This window comes from Streptomyces sp. NPDC031049, assembly GCF_055571015.1.
This window is the reverse complement of the sequence record NZ_JBVIGC010000007.1, coordinates 257,151-274,441: the sequence shown is the minus strand read 5'-3', so window position 1 is coordinate 274,441 and position 17,291 is coordinate 257,151. Positions and strand designations below refer to the sequence as shown.

At 74.0% G+C, this 17,291-nt stretch carries 15 protein-coding genes; 8 read left to right on the top strand and 7 right to left on the bottom strand.

Annotation, left to right across the window (positions count from 1 at the left end; genetic code table 11):
• Positions 1 to 39 precede the first annotated feature (39 nt).
• The 4 genes from ACZ45Q_RS14880 to ACZ45Q_RS14865 form a co-directional block, all read right to left on the bottom strand.
• On the bottom strand, positions 40 to 1,341 hold the full coding sequence (locus ACZ45Q_RS14880) for an alpha/beta fold hydrolase (protein ID WP_468260140.1): 1,302 nt from the start codon (positions 1,339 to 1,341) through the stop codon (positions 40 to 42).
• A 98-nt stretch (positions 1,342 to 1,439) separates the two neighbouring features.
• Complete coding sequence (locus ACZ45Q_RS14875; protein WP_468260138.1) at positions 1,440 to 2,459, bottom strand: LacI family DNA-binding transcriptional regulator; 1,020 nt, start codon at positions 2,457 to 2,459, stop codon at positions 1,440 to 1,442.
• A 253-nt stretch (positions 2,460 to 2,712) separates the two neighbouring features.
• Positions 2,713 to 3,033: an L-rhamnose mutarotase gene (locus ACZ45Q_RS14870; protein ID WP_468260135.1), complete on the bottom strand. Its 321-nt coding sequence runs from the start codon at positions 3,031 to 3,033 to the stop codon at positions 2,713 to 2,715.
• Positions 3,034 to 3,050: 17 nt separating this feature from the next.
• A complete protein-coding gene (locus ACZ45Q_RS14865; RefSeq protein ID WP_468260133.1) occupies positions 3,051 to 3,182 on the bottom strand; it encodes a hypothetical protein in 132 nt (43 codons plus the stop codon).
• Between the two features lie 282 nt (positions 3,183 to 3,464).
• Between ACZ45Q_RS14865 and rhaI the strand changes: the two genes are divergently transcribed.
• From rhaI to ACZ45Q_RS14835, 6 genes are all read left to right on the top strand, one after another.
• Positions 3,465 to 4,625 carry an L-rhamnose isomerase gene (gene rhaI, locus ACZ45Q_RS14860; RefSeq protein WP_468260130.1) on the top strand — a complete coding sequence of 387 codons (1,161 nt, stop codon included), beginning with the start codon at positions 3,465 to 3,467 and terminating at the stop codon, positions 4,623 to 4,625.
• 152 nt (positions 4,626 to 4,777) lie between these two features.
• The gene (locus ACZ45Q_RS14855) at positions 4,778 to 6,817 is read left to right on the top strand and encodes a bifunctional aldolase/short-chain dehydrogenase (RefSeq protein ID WP_468260127.1); all 2,040 of its coding nucleotides are present in this window, start codon (positions 4,778 to 4,780) and stop codon (positions 6,815 to 6,817) included.
• Positions 6,814 to 8,262 carry a rhamnulokinase gene (locus ACZ45Q_RS14850; RefSeq protein WP_468260124.1) on the top strand — a complete coding sequence of 483 codons (1,449 nt, stop codon included), beginning with the start codon at positions 6,814 to 6,816 and terminating at the stop codon, positions 8,260 to 8,262. Before ACZ45Q_RS14855 ends, ACZ45Q_RS14850 begins: the two co-directional genes overlap by 4 nt.
• A 73-nt stretch (positions 8,263 to 8,335) precedes the next feature.
• Entirely contained in the window at positions 8,336 to 9,091 is a 756-nt protein-coding gene (locus tag ACZ45Q_RS14845; protein ID WP_468260121.1) for a (Fe-S)-binding protein, read from the top strand.
• A complete protein-coding gene (locus ACZ45Q_RS14840) occupies positions 9,088 to 10,566 on the top strand; it encodes a LutB/LldF family L-lactate oxidation iron-sulfur protein (protein ID WP_468260118.1) in 1,479 nt (492 codons plus the stop codon). Before ACZ45Q_RS14845 ends, ACZ45Q_RS14840 begins: the two co-directional genes overlap by 4 nt.
• Positions 10,563 to 11,231 (top strand): LutC/YkgG family protein, encoded by a 669-nt coding sequence (locus tag ACZ45Q_RS14835; RefSeq protein ID WP_468260116.1) that lies wholly within the window; start codon positions 10,563 to 10,565, stop codon positions 11,229 to 11,231. The genes ACZ45Q_RS14840 and ACZ45Q_RS14835 overlap by 4 nt, the downstream gene beginning before the upstream one ends.
• A 30-nt stretch (positions 11,232 to 11,261) precedes the next feature.
• On the opposite strand, the gene ACZ45Q_RS14830 is transcribed toward ACZ45Q_RS14835, so the two are convergent.
• The 3 genes from ACZ45Q_RS14830 to ACZ45Q_RS14820 form a co-directional block, all read right to left on the bottom strand.
• Positions 11,262 to 12,104: a class I SAM-dependent methyltransferase gene (locus tag ACZ45Q_RS14830; protein WP_468260113.1), complete on the bottom strand. Its 843-nt coding sequence runs from the start codon at positions 12,102 to 12,104 to the stop codon at positions 11,262 to 11,264.
• A gap of 49 nt (positions 12,105 to 12,153) precedes the next feature.
• The gene (locus ACZ45Q_RS14825; RefSeq protein WP_468260110.1) at positions 12,154 to 12,513 is read right to left on the bottom strand and encodes a cupin domain-containing protein; all 360 of its coding nucleotides are present in this window, start codon (positions 12,511 to 12,513) and stop codon (positions 12,154 to 12,156) included.
• Between the two features lie 169 nt (positions 12,514 to 12,682).
• A complete protein-coding gene (locus ACZ45Q_RS14820) occupies positions 12,683 to 13,660 on the bottom strand; it encodes a pyridoxal-phosphate dependent enzyme (RefSeq protein WP_468260107.1) in 978 nt (325 codons plus the stop codon).
• Positions 13,661 to 13,977: 317 nt separating this feature from the next.
• Here ACZ45Q_RS14820 and ACZ45Q_RS14815 point away from each other — a divergent pair, with 317 nt between their 5' ends.
• Complete coding sequence (locus ACZ45Q_RS14815) at positions 13,978 to 15,642, top strand: alkaline phosphatase D family protein (protein WP_468260105.1); 1,665 nt, start codon at positions 13,978 to 13,980, stop codon at positions 15,640 to 15,642.
• Positions 15,643 to 15,812: 170 nt separating this feature from the next.
• A complete protein-coding gene (locus ACZ45Q_RS14810) occupies positions 15,813 to 17,189 on the top strand; it encodes an alpha-lytic protease prodomain-containing protein (RefSeq protein ID WP_468260102.1) in 1,377 nt (458 codons plus the stop codon).
• Positions 17,190 to 17,291 lie beyond the last annotated feature (102 nt).

Below are 17,291 nucleotides of genomic sequence, written 5' to 3'. Positions count from 1 at the left end.
CCGCACCCTAACCGGCGGCACCGACAACTCGGCCCGGATTCATGCCTCGTCGCGCGCCAGAGCCAGCAGCCGGTCCAGGACGCGGGGGCCGCCGGCGCGGACGCCGTCGTGCTCGAACTCGTCGGTGACCCAGGTGCGCAGCCCCCGGACGGCGCGCGCGGTGGTCAGGGAGTGGGCGGTGTCGACGTACATGTCGTCGTGGTAGACGGCCGCGGCGGCCGGCACCTCGTTGGCGGCCAGGCGGGCGGGGTCGTACAAGGGGGTCCAGTCGGTGCGGGCGGCGAGCAGTTCGGCGGTCTCGCGCAGCGGGCGCAGCGCCGGGTCGCACGCGAACGTCCAGGGGTGGACGGACTCGCCGGTGAACAGCACCGGTTCGTCGCCCGCGAGCGCCTTGGCGGCGTCGAACCGCGGGAACTCGGCGCGGACGCGTTCGGCGGACCAGGCGGTGGGGCGGTCGTCCTGGGCGTAGATCGCCTCGTGGACGAGGGCGTAGAGCGGGTGGCCCGCGTAGGACAGCAGGCCCTGGACCTCCTCCTGGAAGGCGTCGGACAGCTCGGTGCCGCCCGGGGTGCGCACGAAGGCGTCCTCCAGCAGGAAGTGCAGGCGGTGGCTGCCGTCGCCGCTGCCGAGGAGGATGCCGAGGGACTGGAAGGCCTCGACGGTGAGCCGGTAGCCGTTCGGCAGGACCACGTCGTGGGTGAGCAGGTGGTCGGCGATGCGGCGGACGCGTTCGACGTCCTGCGGGTAGCGGGCGTAGTGGGCGGCGACCTTGCACTCGATGCGCGGGTAGGCGGCCCGGTAGACGTCGTCGGCGTGGGCGTCCAGGGAGGGCAGGCCGCCGGTGATCAGGGCGGTGCTCAGCCCCTCGGGGGCCAGGGACAGGTAGGAGACGGTGCAGAAGCCGCCGAAGCTCTGGCCGAGGACGGTCCAGGGGGCGCCGCCGGTGACCTGGGGGCGGATCGCCTCGCAGTCGCGGACGATGGAGTCGGCGCGGAAGTGCGTGAGGTAGCGCGCCTGTTCGGCGGGGCCGCCGCGCAAGGGGAGCGTCTGCCGGCCGGCGGGGGTGGAGGCGCCGGTGCCGCGCTGGTCGAGCAGGAGGACGCGGTGGTCCTTCAGGGCGCGGCCGAGCCAGGCCGGCTTGCCGATGAAACGGTTCGCCCCGAAGCCGGGGCCGCCCTGGAGGTAGACCAGCCACGGCAGGTCCTGGCCCGCCTTGTCGCTCGCGACGACCTCTCGGGCGTACAGCTCGATCGTCTCCCCGGCCGGGGCGTCGTGGTCGAGGGGCACGGTGAAGCGGCGGTCGGTGAGGACGACGCCGGGCTGGCGGTAGCTGACGCTCAAGAGGGCTCCCGGGACGGACGAGTCTGGCCGTGTCCCAGTTCAGCACATGGACGTGAGCGCGCGGCGGCGGGGAGCGGGACGGCCTGCTGAACGGCGGGTCAGCGGGCGGGCAGGCTGGAGCGCCGGACGACCAGCTCGGGCTGGAGGACGACCCGGCGGTGCTCGTGCGGTGCGCCCTCGGCCTCCGTCTCCTCCAGGAGCAGTCCGGCGGCGAGGGCGCCCATGGTCACGGCGGGCTGGCGCACCGAGGTGAGCGGCACGGCCGCCGCCGCGGCGAACTCGATGTCGTCGTAGCCGACGAGCGCGAAGTCGTCGGGGACGGCGGCCCCGGCCGCGTAGAGGGCCTGGAGGACGCCGAGGGCGAGCAGGTCGTTGGCGCAGAAGACGGCGGCCGGCCGGTCGGCGAGGCCGAGCAGCCGGGCGCCGGCGTCCCGGCCGGCGGCGACGTCGAGCCGTTCGGTGGGCAGCTCGCGCAGCGCGTCGGGGCCGAGGCCGGCCTCGGCGAGGGCGGCCAGTGCGCCGGTGCGGCGGTCCCTGACCTGGTTGAGGCCGGGCGGTCCGCTGACGTAGGCGACGGAGCGGTGTCCGGCGTCCACCAGGTGGCGCACCGCGAGGGCGCCGCCCGCCACGTCGTCCACGGAGACGGAGCACTCGGTGGCGCCCTCGGCGACCCGGTCGACCAGCACGAAGGGGATGTTGTGCCGCCGGAAGGCGGCGATGTTGCGGCCGGTGGCGTCGGCGGGGGTCAGCAGCACGCCGCGGACCCGCTGCTCGGCGAAGTGGGAGAGGTACTCGGCCTCCTCCCCCGGGTCCTGGGCGCTGTTGCAGACCATCACCCCGAGCCCGGCCTCGCGCGCGGCCCGCTCGGCGCCGCGCGCGACGTCCACGAAGAAGGGGTTGCCCATGTCGAGGACGAGCAGCCCCATGATGCGGCTGCGGCCGGCGCGCAGCTGGCGGGCGGACTCGCTGCGGACGTAGCCGAGCCGGTCGATCGCCGACAGCACCCGTGCCCGGGTCTCGGTGGCGACCGTGTCCGGGCGGTTGATGACGTTGGAGACCGTGCCCACGGAGACTCCGGCGGCGCGGGCTACGTCCTTGATACCCACCGACTGGGCCATCGGGCAGGTTCCTCCAGGGTCGGTCTGGTTGGGGGACGGGCGTGTCGGACATGCGCGGGGCGGCCGGACGACCGTCACATTACCGTCAGGTCACCCCGGTACGGACGGCCCTCCTCGGGGCAGCCGGAAGCCGGTGACGTGCGGCGGGGGCGGGGTGGTGCCGCCGGGCTTCTCCCGGCGGAGGGCGGAGGAACGACGGCACGCCGTCCCGCGCGGCGCGTGGAGTCCGGCGGGAGGCGGACCGGGCGGGGGTTCAGTCGAGGTGGAAGACCTCGGTGAGCGGTCGCATCGCCTCGTCGGGGCGGGCGCCGTCGAGGGACTCGAAGAAGGGGGCCATCTCGGCCTGCCACCGGGCGTTGACCTCGGTGGCCTCCATGGCGGCCCGGGCGGCCTCGAAGTCCTCGGTCTCCAGGTAGCCGACGAGCAGGCCGTCGTCGCGCAGGAAGAGGGAGTAGTTGTGCCAGCCGGTGGCCGTAAGCGCCGCGCGCATCTCGGGCCACACGGCGGCGTGCCGTTCGCGGTACTCGGCGATCCGGTCCCGGCGGACCTTGAGCAGGAAGCAGACGCGTCGCATGGCGGGCCGTCCGGTGTCTAGACGTCGTACGGGTCGATGGTGCCGGCGTCGGACACGGCGGCCGGTTCGCCGAGCTCGGCCGGGTCCCACGGCTCGAAGGCCTCGACGGTGCCGTTCGGGGACGGACCCGTGGCGGACGGGTGGGTCATGGGGGCTCCTCGACGACGTCGGCGAGACGGACCTCCCGACGCTGTGAAAGGTTTCAACGGACGGACCGGGACGGTAGGCGGCGACCGCGCACCGCGTCAATGGGTCCGAGGGGAAAGGATTCCGCCGCGCAAGTCCGCGCGGCGAGTTCTGGGATGCGGGCCCGGTCGGCGGGGTTGACACCTCTTCGGCCGACCCATAGCTTCACGGTCTGAATCGTTTCACCGACCCCATGGACCGTGTTCCCCCGGGAGCACGGCTTCCGACGTCACAGGAGCCCCGAAGTGACCGACCTCGCCGCGGTGAAGGCCGCGCTCAGGACCCAGGCAGTCGAGACGCCGTCGTGGGCGTACGGGAACTCGGGCACCCGCTTCAAGGTGTTCGCGCAACCGGGCGTGCCGCGCACTCCGTACGAGAAGCTGGACGACGCGGCGAAGGTCCACGAGTTCACCGGCGTGGCGCCGACCGTCGCCCTGCACATTCCGTGGGACCGGGTCGAGGACTACGCCGCGCTGGCGGAGTACGCGGCCGAGCGGGGCGTGCGGGTGGGGGCGATCAACTCCAACACCTTCCAGGACGACGACTACCGGCTGGGCAGCGTCTGCCACCCCGACGCGGCGGTGCGCCGCAAGGCGGTCGACCACCTCCGGGAATGCGTCGACATCATGGACGCCACGGGCTCGGCCGACCTGAAGCTGTGGTTCGCGGACGGCACCAACTACCCCGGGCAGGACGACACACGGGCCCGGCAGGACCGGCTCGCCGAGGGCCTGGCGGAGGTGTACGAGCGGCTCGGCGAGGGGCAGCGGATGCTGCTGGAGTACAAGCTCTTCGAGCCGGCGTTCTACACCACGGACGTGCCGGACTGGGGCACCGCCTACGCCCACTGCATCGAGCTCGGCGAGAAGGCGCAGGTCGTGGTCGACACCGGGCACCACGCGCCGGGCACCAACATCGAGTTCATCGTGGCGACGCTGCTGCGGAAGGGGAAGCTCGGCGGTTTCGACTTCAACTCGCGGTTCTACGCGGACGACGACCTGATGGCCGGAGCCGCCGATCCGTTCCAGCTGTTCCGGATCATGTACGAGGTGGTGCGGGGCGGGGGGTTCACCTCCGAGGTGGCGTTCATGCTCGACCAGTGCCACAACGTCGAGCCGAAGATCCCGGCGATCATCCGGTCGGTGATGAACGTTCAGGAGGCCACGGCGAAGGCGCTGCTGGTCGACCGGGGGGCGTTGGCCGCCGCGCAGGCCGCGGGGGACGTGCTGGGCGCCAACGCGGTGCTGATGGACGCCTACAACACCGATGTGCGGCCGCTGCTCGGTGAGGTGCGCAAGGAGATGGGGCTGGATCCCGATCCGGTCGCGGCGTATGCCCGCAGCGGGTGGGCGGAGAAGGTCGTCGGGGAGCGGGTCGGGGGTGAGCAGGCGGGTTGGGGTGCCTGAGGTTCCGGTTCCGTCTGCCGAGTTCCGTTGTTCGCGGCCTGCGGGCCGCGGGGGCTGGTCGCGCCCACGCGGCGGTAGCCGCATAGGGACATCAGCCCCGCGCCCCTGTGAGGGCGTTGCCCAGCCCCATCCCGGAAAGGTGATGCACACTCATGACACCCCACCCCCGAGCCGCCGCCCTCCTCGCCCGTGCGCACCGGCTCGGCTCCGATCCCCGCAACACCAACTACGCCGGCGGCAACGCCTCCGCCAAGGGCACCGCGACCGATCCCGTCACCGGAGGTGATGTGGAGCTGATGTGGGTCAAGGGGTCCGGCGGGGATCTGGGGACGCTCACCGAGGACGGCCTCGCCGTGCTGCGGCTGGACCGGCTGCGGGCGCTGAAGGACGTCTATCCGGGCGTCGAGCGCGAGGACGAGATGGTCGCCGCGTTCGACTACTGCCTGCACGGCAAGGGCGGTGCGGCGCCCTCCATCGACACGGCGATGCACGGCCTGGTCGAGGCCGCCCACGTCGACCACCTGCACCCGGACTCCGGCATCGCCCTGGCCTGTGCGGCCGACGGCGAGAAGCTGACCGCCGAGTGCTTCGGCGACTCGGTGGTGTGGGTGCCGTGGCGGCGGCCGGGGTTCCAGCTGGGGCTGGACATCGCGGCGGCGAAGGAGGCCAACCCGCAGGCCGTCGGCTGCGTCCTGGGCGGGCACGGCATCACCGCCTGGGGCGACACCTCCGAGGAGTGCGAACGCAACTCGCTGCACATCATCCGCACCGCCGAGGCCTTCCTCGCCGAGCGCGGTGATCCGGAACCGTTCGGGCCGGTGATCGAGGGCTACGCCCCGCTGCCCGCGGGCGAGCGGCGGGAGCGGGCCGCCGCGCTCGCACCGTACGTACGGGCCCTCGCCTCGCGGGACCGGCCGCAGGTCGGGCACTTCACCGACGCCGAGGTGGTGCTGGACTTCGTCTCCCGCGCCGAGCACCCGCGGCTGGCCGCGCTCGGCACGTCCTGCCCGGACCACTTCCTGCGCACCAAGGTGCGGCCGCTGGTCCTCGATCTGCCGCCGACGGCGCCCCTGGAGGACGCGGTCGCCCGGCTGAAGGAACTGCACGCCGCCTACCGCGAGGAGTACGCCGCCTACTACGCGCGGCACGCCGAGCCCGGCTCGCCCGCGATGCGCGGCGCCGACCCGGCGATCGTGCTGGTGCCGGGCGTGGGCATGTTCAGCTTCGGCAAGGACAAGCAGACGGCACGCGTGGCGGGCGAGTTCTACGTCAACGCCGTCAACGTGATGCGGGGCGCGGAGGCGGTGTCCACGTACGCGCCGATCGAGGAGTCGGAGAAGTTCCGCATCGAGTACTGGGCGCTGGAGGAGGCCAAGCTGCGGCGGATGCCCGCGCCCAGGGCGCTGGCGACACGCGTCGCCCTGGTCACCGGCGCCGGCAGCGGCATCGGCAGGGCCGTCGCGCACCGGCTGGCCGCCGAGGGGGCCTGTGTCGTGGTCGCCGACCTCGACGGGGAGAACGCGGCGGCGGTCGCCGAGGAGCTGGGCGGGCCGGACCGGGCCGTCGCGGTGACGGTGGACGTCACCAGCGAGGAGCAGATCGCGGAGGCGTTCCGGACGGCCGTGCTGGCCTTCGGCGGCGTGGACCTGGTCGTCAACAACGCCGGGGTCTCCGTCTCCAAGCCGCTGCTGGAGACCACCGCGAAGGACTGGGACCGCCAGCACGACATCATGGCCCGCGGTTCCTTCCTCGTCTCGCGGGAGGCGGCCCGGGTGATGATCGCGCAGGAGCTGGGCGGCGATCTGGTGTACGTCGTGTCGAAGAACGCCGTCTTCGCCGGGCCGAACAACATCGCCTACGCGGCGACCAAGGCCGACCAGGCCCACCAGGTGCGGCTGCTCGCCGCCGAGCTGGGCGAGCACGGCATCCGGGTCAACGGGGTCAACCCGGACGGTGTCGTGCGCGGTTCGGGCATCTTCGCGGGCGGCTGGGGCGCGCGGCGCGCGGCGGTCTACGGGGTGCCGGAGGAGAAGCTCGGCGAGTTCTACGCGCAGCGGACGCTGCTCAAGCGGGAGGTGCTGCCCGAGCACGTGGCGAACGCCGTGTTCGCGCTGACCGGCGGCGACCTGACGCACACCACGGGCCTGCACGTCCCGGTCGACGCCGGTGTCGCCGCGGCCTTCCTGCGATGAGCGCGGCCGTGCGGCCGTACGCCGCGGTCGACCTGGGCGCGTCCAGCGGGCGGGTCATGGTCGGCCGCGTCGGCCCCGGCACGCTGGAGCTGACCGAGGCGCACCGGTTCCCCAACCGTCCGGTGCGGGTCCCCGAGGGGCTGCGCTGGGACGTGCTCGGGCTGTACGCGGGGGTGCTGGACGGGTTGCGGGCGGCGGGGCAGGTGGCGTCCGTCGGCATCGACGGCTGGGCCGTGGACTACGGGCTGCTGGACGCCGACGGCGCGCTGCTCGGCAACCCGGTGCACTACCGCGACGAGCGCACCGAGGGCGTCGCGGAGACGGTGTGGGCGACGGTGCCGGCCGCTGAGCTGTACGCGGCGACCGGATCGCAGTACGCGCCGTTCAACACGCTCTACCAGCTGACCGCCGCTCGTTCCTCGGCGCAACTGGACGCCGCGCGGCGGCTGTTGCTGATCCCGGACCTGCTGACGTACTGGCTGACGGGCGAGCAGGGCACGGAGCTGACCAACGCCTCCACCACCCAGCTGATCGACCCGCGCACCCGGGACTGGGCGTACGGCGTCGCGGGGCGGCTGGGCGTCGACCTCGGACTGTTCGCGCCGCTGCGCACCCCCGGCGACCCGGCCGGGGTGCTGCGTGCGCGGGTGCTCCAGGAGACGGGGATGCCGGGACCGGTGCCGGTGACGACGGTCGCCTCGCACGACACCGCCTCCGCGGTGGCCTCCGTCCCGGCCGTCGGCGAGCGGTTCGCGTACATCTGCACCGGCACCTGGTCACTGGCCGGCCTGGAGCTGACCGCTCCGGTGCTCACGGAGGAGAGCCGGGCCGCCAACTTCACCAACGAGCTGGGGCTGGACGGCACGGTCCGCTATCTGCGCAACATCATGGGGCTGTGGCTGCTCCAGGAGTGCCTGCGGGAGTGGGGGCGCCCGGAGCTGGACGCGCTGCTGCGGGAGGCGGCCGGGGTGCCGGCGCTGCGGTCGGTGGTGGACGCCGGGGACACGGCGTTTCTGGCGCCGGGCCGGATGCCGGAGCGGATCGCCGAGGCCTGCCGGGCCTCGGGGCAGCCGGTGCCGGTCTCGCCCGCCGAGATCACCCGCTGCATCCTCGACTCGCTGGCGCTGGCCCACCGCAGGGCCGTCGAGGACGCCCAGCGGCTCGCCGGTCACCCGGTGGACGTCGTGCACGTCGTCGGTGGCGGCACGCGCAACGAACTGCTGTGCCGGCTGACCGCGGACGCCTGCGGGCTGCCGGTGGTGGCGGGCCCGGCGGAGGCCGCGGCGCTGGGCAACATCCTGGTGCAGGCGCGGGCGCAGGGCCTGGCCGGCGATCTGGCGGGGATGCGCCGGCTGCTCGCCGGTACGCAGCCGCTGCGGCGGTACGAGCCGAGCGGGGGCACGGAGCGCTGGCGGGCGGCCGAGGCGCGGCTCGCCGGCCGGTGACCGGGCCTCCTCCCCCGTTCCGCCGCGCGCAACTACCCTGCACTGGTCCGATGATCGACGAAGAGGAGCCGCGATGCGTGTCGCCCTGTTCCTGACCTGCGTCAACGACACGCTCTATCCCGGCACCGGCCGTGCCGTGGTCCGGCTGCTGACCAGACTCGGCGTCGACGTCGACTTCCCGATGGGCCAGACCTGCTGCGGGCAGGCGCACTACAACACCGGGTACCGCCACGGGGCGGAGCCGCTGGCCCGCCGCTTCGCCGAGGTCTTCCGGGACTACGACGCGATCGTCACGCCCTCGGGGTCGTGCGCGGCGATGGTGCGCGAGCTGTATCCGCGGATGGGCGAACGGGCCCGCGCGGAGGGCCGCGGCGACGGCCTGGCGGCCACGCTGGCGCCGCTGGTGCCCCGTACGTACGAGCTGACGGAGTTCCTGGTGGACGTGGTGGGGGTGACGGACGTCGGCGCCTGCTACCCGCACACCGTGACCTACCACCCCACCTGTCACGGTCTGCGCGGCCTCGGTCTCGGCGACCGGCCGCTGCGGCTGCTGCGGGCGGTGAAGGGCCTGGAGCTGGTGGAGTTGCCGGGCGCGGAGGAGTGCTGCGGTTTCGGCGGCACGTTCGCGGTGAAGAACGCCGACGTCTCGACGGCGATGGGCGCGGACAAGGTGCGCAACGCCGTCTCGACCGGCGCCGAGGTGCTGTGCGCGGCCGACAACTCGTGCCTGATGCACCTCGGCGGCACCATGGCGCGGCTGCGGACGGGCATGCGGCCGGTGCACATCGCGGAGATCCTGGCGAGCACGGAGGAGGAGCCGGCGGTATGAGCGGTACGTTCGTGGGGATGCCGGCCTTTCCGCGGGCCGCGCGGGAGGCCGTGCACGACCGGACCCTGCGCGGCAATCTGCGGCACGCCACCCACACCATCCGCGCCAAGCGGGCCAAGGCGGTCGCGGAGGTGTCCGACTGGGCGGAGCTGCGCGAGGCGGGCCGGCGGATCAAGGACCACACGCTGCGGCACCTCGACCGCTATCTGGAGCAGGTGGAGGAGTCGGTGACGGCGGCCGGCGGCGTCGTCCACTGGGCCGCCGACGCGGACGAGGCCAACCGCATCGTCACCCGGCTGGTCCGGGACACCGGCGAGTCGGAGGTCGTCAAGGTCAAGTCGATGGCCACGCAGGAGATCGGGCTGAACGAGGCCCTCGACGCGGCGGGCATCCGGGCCTACGAGACGGACCTCGCGGAACTGATCGTGCAGTTGGGCAGGGACCGGCCCTCCCACATCCTGGTCCCGGCGATCCACCGCAACCGCGGCGAGATCCGGGACGTCTTCCGCACGCGGATGGGCGAGTGGGGCCGCCCGGCGCCGGAAGGCCTGACGGACACCCCGGCCGAGCTGGCCGAGGCGGCGCGGCTGCATCTGCGGGAGAAGTTCCTGCGCGCCCGGGTCGGCGTCTCCGGCGCCAACTTCGTGGTCGCCGAGACCGGCACGCTGGTGGTCGTGGAGTCGGAGGGCAACGGCCGGATGTGCCTGACCCTGCCCGAGACGCTGATCTCGGTGGTCGGCATCGAGAAGGTCGTGCCCACCTGGCGGGATCTGGAGGTGTTCCTCCAGACCCTCCCCCGCTCCTCCACCGCCGAGCGCATGAACCCGTACACGTCGATGTGGACGGGCACCACGGACGAGGACGGCCCCCGGGTCTTCCACCTGGTCCTGCTGGACAACGGCCGCACCGACACCCTGGCCGACGAGGTGGGCCGCCAGGCGCTGCGCTGCATCCGCTGCTCGGCCTGCCTGAACGTCTGCCCCGTCTACGAGCGGGCCGGCGGCCACGCCTACGGGTCGGTGTACCCGGGTCCCATCGGGGCGATCCTCAGCCCCCAGCTGCGGGGCACCGGCAGCGAGATCGACGCCTCCCTCCCCTACGCGTCCAGTCTCTGCGGCGCCTGCTACGAGGTGTGCCCGGTCGCCATCGACATCCCCGAGGTGCTGGTGCACCTGCGGGAGCGGGTCGTGCAGGGCGGCCCGGCGACCCGGCACGGCAACAAGGTCGTGCTGAAGCCCGCCGGGGGGCATGCCGCCGAGCGGGCCGCGATGCGGGCGGCGCAGTGGGCGTTCACGCATCCGGGGGCGCTGCGGTCGGGCCAGCGGCTGGCGTCGCGGACCCGCCGCTTCCATCCCCGGACGCTGCCCGGCCCGGGACGGGCGTGGAGCGGCGGCCGGGACCTGCCCGAGGTGCCCGCGGAGCCGTTCCGGGACTGGTGGCGGCGGACCCGCGGCGCAGAGGACGGTGCGAAGTGAGCAGCAGGGACCGGATCCTGGGCCGGGTGCGCCGCGCGCTGGCGGACGTGCCGCGCGACGACACCCCCTACGAGCGGGCGGTGGCCCGGGACTACCTCGCCGAGCACGGCGCCCGCGAGGCCGCGGAGACGGTCCGCCTCCTCGCCGGGAACCTCGCGGAGTACCGGGCCGTCGTGCACCGCACCACGGCGGAGGCGCTGCCGTCGGTGATCGCAGGGCTGCTCGCCGGGCGCGGCGCCCGGACGGTGGCCGTGCCACCGGGCCTGGACCCCGGCTGGCTCGCGGAGGCCGGCGTGGAGCGGCGCCCGGACCGGGCGGAGGACACCCCGCACGACCTGGACCGGGTCGACAGCGTGGTCACCGGCTGCGCGGTCGCGATCGCCGAGACGGGCACGATCGTCCTGGACGGCGGCCCGGACCAGGGCCGGCGCCGCATCACCCTGGTCCCGGACCACCACATCTGTGTCGTCCGGGTCCCGGACCAGGTCGTCCCCTCCGTGCCCCGGGCACTCGGGCGCCTCGACCCGCGCCGTCCGCTGACCTGGATCTCCGGCCCGTCGGCGACCAGCGACATCGAACTGGACCGGGTCGAGGGGGTGCACGGCCCGCGCACCCTGGAGGTGGTGCTGGTGGAGACCCGGCCGGGCGACGGGGCCGGCGCGTAGCGTCGGACCTCCCCGCCGTCCGCCGGGCGGTCAGTCCGTTCTGCGTGCGGTGACCAGCAGGTACTCCCACTCCATCACCAGGGAGCCGTCCGTCCCCCGGTCGTGCCGGCGGGCGAGGTCGGCCAGTTCGCGGTCCATCGCCGCGAGACGGTCGGGGTGGTCGGCGTTGGCCCGGTAGACGGTGATCATCGGGCCGTAGCGCTCCTTGAAGTACTCCCGGAAGTCCTCGGGCGTGGCGAACCGGTCGACCGTGAGCGTCCCGCGCTCGGCGGTCAGGTCGGTGACCAGGTCCCCGAAAAGCTCCCGCACATGGCCGGCGTCGCCCCACAGCGGGGGCGGCTGCGCGTCCGGCGGGGGCGGCGGTGCGTAAGGCTTCAGGGTTGCCAGCATGCGCCCGATGAAGCCGTCCGGCGTCCAGTTCAGCAGGGCGATGGTGCCGCCGGGCCGGCAGACGCGGAGCAGCTCGGTCGCCGCCTTGCGGTGGTGCGGGGCGAACATCACCCCGACGCAGGAGACGACGGTGTCGAAGGACGCGTCGTCGAAGGGCAGGGCCTCGGCGTCGGCCTCCTGCCAGCGCAGCCGCGCCCCGCGTTCCCGCGCCAGCCGACGGCCGGTCTCCAGCAGTTCCGGTGTCAGGTCGGACGCCGTCACGTCGGCCCCGGCCAGGGCCGCCGGGACGGCCACGTTGCCGCTGCCCGCCGCCACGTCCAGCACCCGGTCGCCGGGGCCGACCCCGGCGGCCCGCACCAGTCTCGGGCCGAGTCCGGCGATGAGATCGGCGGCCAGGGACGGATAGTCGCCCTGGGCCCACATCGTCCGGTGCCGTGCTTTGAGGGCACGGTCGGCCTCGACCGTGCCCGTCGGATTCGTCATGGGTGCGCTCCTCGGTACCGCGCCCGGGCGGACGCGGTCCTGGTCGGTCCTAGTCCGCCTTGGCGTACTGCTGCGCCATGGCGCCCGCGAAGTCGTACGCCACGACCTGTTGGTCGCCCACCACCCAGGCGTCGTGGCCGGGCGGGCAGACGAAGACGTCTCCCGGGCCGACCTCGTACTCTGCGCCGTCGTCCATGCGGACGCACAGGCGGCCCTCGACGATGTAGCCGTTGTGGTGGATCTCGCAGCTGTCGGTGCCGGCGATGGGTCCCACGGACTCCGACCAGCGCCAGCCCGGCTCGAAGGTGGCCACGGCGAAGTCGAGACCCGTCAGGTGGACGGTCTCCAGGTGACCGCGCGGAAAATCACGCCGTTCGTCCGGCTTGTCGAGCGTCTTGGCCTCGAACATGACGCTCCTCCTTTCCGGCCGCTTCTCTCCTGCGGCCGGGACCGGGCTCCGTCGCGCACCGTCCCCACGGGAAACACCGGCGAGGCCTGGCCCCACCACTCCATCGTCCGCCCGTCAAGCGGGCGGCGCCATCCGGGTGACCGGGGGCGGCGCGGACCGGGAGGGCCGCTCAGCCGACGGTGCCGCACAGCCGGGCGAAGCGCGCGGCGTCGACGTTGCCGCCGGAGACGATCACGCCGACCCGGCGCGGGAGCGGACCCGCGCGGCCGGTGAGCAGGGCGGCCAGCACGGTGGCGCCGCTCGGTTCGACGACGATCTTCAGGCGTTCGAAGGCGAACCGCATGGCGTCCCTGATCTCGTCGTCGGAGACCAGCACGATGCCGTCCAGCAGCCGCCGGTTGAGGGAGAAGGTCAGCTCGCCCGGCGTGGGCAGGGCCTGGCCGTCGGCGATGGTGCGCGGGACGGGGACGCCGACCCGGTGCCCGGCCTCCAGGGACCGCTTGGTGTCGTCGCTTGCCTCGGGCTCGACGCCGGTCACCCGGATGCCCGGGTACAGGCCCTTGGCGGCCGTGGCGGACCCGGCGATCAGCCCGCCGCCGCCGACCGGCGCGAGCAGCGCGTCCAGCTCCCCCGCCTCCTGGAGGAGTTCCAGGGCGGCGGTGCCCTGCCCGGCGATGACGTGCGGGTGCTCGTAGGGCGGGATCAGGCTCAGGCCCCGCTCGGCGGCGAGGGCCTCGGCGACGGCGACGCGGTCGCCGGTGTAGCGGTCGTAGGTGACGATCTCGGCGCCGTAGCCGGCGGTGGCGGCGCGCTTGGCCGGCGGGGCGTCCTCGGGCATGACGATGACGGCGGTGGTGCCCAGTTCGCGGGCGGCCAGGGCGACGGCCTGGGCGTGGTTGCCGGAGGAGTAGGCGGCGATGCCCCGGGCGAGCTGCCCGGGCGGGAGGCGGGAGGCGGCGTGATAGGCGCCGCGGAACTTGAAGGCGCCCACCCGCTGGAAGTTCTCGCACTTGAGGTGGACCTCGGCACCGGCCAGCGCGTCGAGGGTGCGGGAGCGCAGCACGGGGGTGCGGTGGACGACGCCCTCCAGCCGGGCGGCGGCGTCCCGGACGTCGTCGAGGGTGACCGGTGGGGTCGTGGCCGTCATGGGTGCCTCCGTTCGTCCGGTGTGCGTGACGACACTACAGTCCGGCCGTCGGATCATCGTCGGCGTTCCGGGGCCGCGGGCCGGGGACGTCGTCAGGGCCGCGACCGGGGGCCGGTCCTCCGCCCCGGGGCGCGGCCGCGATGCGCCGGGCGATACCGCCTCCTGTGTGATCACCCCGCAAGTCCTGCCGTTTTGCCGCATTTTGTCTGCTTAGCATGCATGGTCCGCGTGCGCGGGTCGCGGTCACGACGGCTCACCGTGCCGTTCGCCCCTGGACGCGCCCGCGCCGCCTTCGACCCCGCACGAGAGGACACCAGATGGCGCTCACGGGCCGTCCCAGCGCACTGGCAGAACACGCCCGCTCCCCGCACGACGCCGTGCTGACCGAGGCCGCCCGGCACCTGCGCCGCCGGCGCTTTCTCACCGTCACCGCGGCCGCCGCCGCACTCGCCTTCTCCACCAATCTGCCGGCCCACGGCGCGGCCGCCGCCGCCCGGTTGGACGCCGCCCGCATCCTCGACGACCCCTTCACCCTCGGCGTCGCCTCCGGCGACCCGCTGCCGGACTCGGTGCTGCTGTGGACACGGCTGGCGCCCGAGCCCTTCGAGGTGGACGGCGGGCTGCCCGCGCAACCGGTGACGGTCGAGTGGGAGGTGTCCCTGGACCCGTACTTCGCCGCCGTCGTACGGCGCGGATCGGCCGTGGCCCACCCGGAGTACCACCACAGCCTGCACGTCGACGTCAAAGGCCTGACGCCGGGCACCCCGTACTACTACCGGTTCCGGGCCGGCGCCTGGATCAGCCCGGCCGGCCGCACCCGCACCGCGCCCGCCGCGGGCTCCTCCGTCTCCTCCCTCACCCTGGCCGCGGTCGCCTGCCAGGCCTACCAGGACGGCTACTACACCGTGCACCGGCACCTCGCCGAGGAGGACGTCGACGTCGTCTTCCACCTCGGCGACTACCTTTACGAGTACGCGGTGAACTCCGCGGGCGGGGAGCGCCGGTACACCGACGTCACGCTGCCCGACGTGTTCGACCGGGAGACCATGACCCTCGCCGACTACCGGCTGCGCTACTCCCTGTACAAGAGCGACGAGGACCTCCAGGCGGCCCACGCCGCGCACCCGTTCGTGGTCACCTGGGACGACCACGAGACCGAGAACAACTACGCCGCCGCCATCCCGGAGAACGGCGTGCCGCCCGAGGAGTTCCTGGCCCGGCGGGCCGCCGCCTACCGCGCCTACTGGGAGAACCAGCCGCTGCGCTCCGCCCAGTTGCCGAAGGGCCCCGACGCCCTGCTGTACCGCCGGCTGCACTGGGGCACGCTGGCGCAGTTCGACATTCTGGACACCCGTCAGTACCGCTCCGACCAGGCCTACGGGGACCGGCCGCACCCGCCGGGGCCCGAGTCCGACGACCCGGCCCGCACGCTCACCGGGGACGCGCAGGAGCGCTGGCTGCTGGACGGCTGGAAGTCCTCCGGCGCGCTGTGGAACGTGATGCCCCAGCAGGTGTGCTTCTCCCAGCGCAAGTTCTCCACCGCCGCGGACGCCTCGATGTCCATGGACGCCTGGGACGGCTACCGCGCCTCCCGCAACCGGGTGGTGGCCGGGGCCAGGGCGGCGGGCATCGACAACTGGCTGGTCCTCACCGGCGACGTGCACGTCGCCTACGCCTTCGACATCAAGGAGGACTTCGACGACCCGCAGTCCAGGACCCTCGGCACCGAACTGACCTGCACCTCCGTCGCCAGCGGCAAGGACGGCGCGGCCCGGCCCGACAACTGGGACACCCTCATGCGGGCCAACCCGCACATGAGGTTCTACGACGGCAGGCGCGGGTTCGCCCGGGTGGAGCTGGACCGCAGCGCGGCCCGGTTGGACTTCAAGACCGTCTCCGCGGTGACCCGGCCCGGCGCGCCGCTGACCACCGCCGGGTCGTTCGTCACCGAGGCGGGCGCGCCCGGACTGCATCCGGCCTGACGCTGCCGCAGCCCCACGGCCCCGGCGGCCGGCGCCCCGGTACTGCACTTGCCACCACCCGGCGTCCCCCGTAGCGCTGACGCGTTCCGTTTCCGGTATCGCCGCGGGCCGTCGCGGCAAGACCTATGACCTCCGCCGCACACACCCCCTTCCCGAAGGAGGCACATCGCATGGTCGGCAGACATGCCGCGAGCGGGCGCCGCGTCGCCCTGACCGCGCTCGGCACCCTCGTCCTGACCGCACTGCCCTCGACCGCGTCCGCCGAGCCGCCGCCCGCGCCGGGCCCGCTGCCCGGCGCCGCCCAGACCCTCGGCGCGGACCGGCCGTCGGCCGGAATGCTGCGCGCCCTCGCCCGCGACCTGGAGCTGACGCCGAGCCAGGCCGCGGCCCGGCTGGTCAACGAGGCGGAGGCCGGCACCCGCGCGGGGCGCCTGCGGAACACCCTGGGCACGGACTTCGCCGGGGCCTGGGTCAGCGGCACGACCTCCGCCCGGCTCACCGTCGCCACCACCGACGCCGCGGACGTGGCCGCCATCCGCGCGCAGGGAGCCACGGCGACGGTCGTGGACCGGACGCTGAGCGACCTGAAGGCGGTGAAGCAGAAACTGGACGCCGCGGCCCGACGGGTCCAGACCCCCGAGACCCCGGTCTGGTACGTCGACGTGCCCGCGAACCGGGTCGTGGTCCAGGCGACCAGCGAGGAGGCCGCGCAGGCCTTCGTCCAGGCCGCGGGCGTCGCGGACCAGGACGTGGGCGTGCACGTCTCGACGCAGCGGCCACGGGTACTGGCGGACCTGGTCGGCGGCGACGCCTACTACATCGACGGCAAGGCGCGCTGCTCCATCGGGTTCTCGGTCACCAAGGGCGAGCAGCAGGGCTTCGCCTCGGCCGGTCACTGCGGCAAGCCGGGCGCCGCCACCACCGGCTCCGACAAGTCGGCCCAGGGCACCTTCCAGGCCTCGACGTTCCCCGGCAAGGACATGTCGTGGGTGGGCGTCAACGCCGACTGGACCGCCACCCCGGACGTCCAGGCGCAGAGCGGCAAGAAGGTGCAGATCGCGGGGTCGGTGCAGGCGCTGGTGGGGGCGTCGGTGTGCCGGTCGGGCTCCACCACCGGATGGCACTGCGGCACCATCGAGCAGCACGACACCAGCGTCAGCTACGCCGAGGGCACCGTCGACGGCCTGACCCGGACGACGGTGTGCGCCGAGCCCGGGGACTCGGGCGGGCCCTTCGTCTCCGGCGCCCAGGCCCAGGGTGTCACCTCGGGTGGTTCCGGTGACTGCTCCGCCGGCGGGACCACGTTCTACCAGCCCGTCATCCCCGTCCTCGAGGACTTCGGGCTCACCCTGAAGACCACGTCGGACGAGACCGCCCCGCCCGCCCCGCAGGACAACGCGGCAGCGGGCGCCTGGTCGGCCGGCCGGGTGTACCGGGCCGGCGTCACGGTGACCCACGGCGGTGTCCGGTACCAGTGCCTCCAGGACCACCAGGCGCAGGGCTCCTGGTCGCCGGAGGCCACTCCGGCGCTGTGGCAGCGGATGTGACGGACGGACGGCAAGCGGGGCGGGGGGGGGGGGGGGGGGGGGGGGGGAGGCGCGGGGGGGGTTTCACGGGGAGGGGGGGGGGGGGGGTTGCGGAAGGGGTGG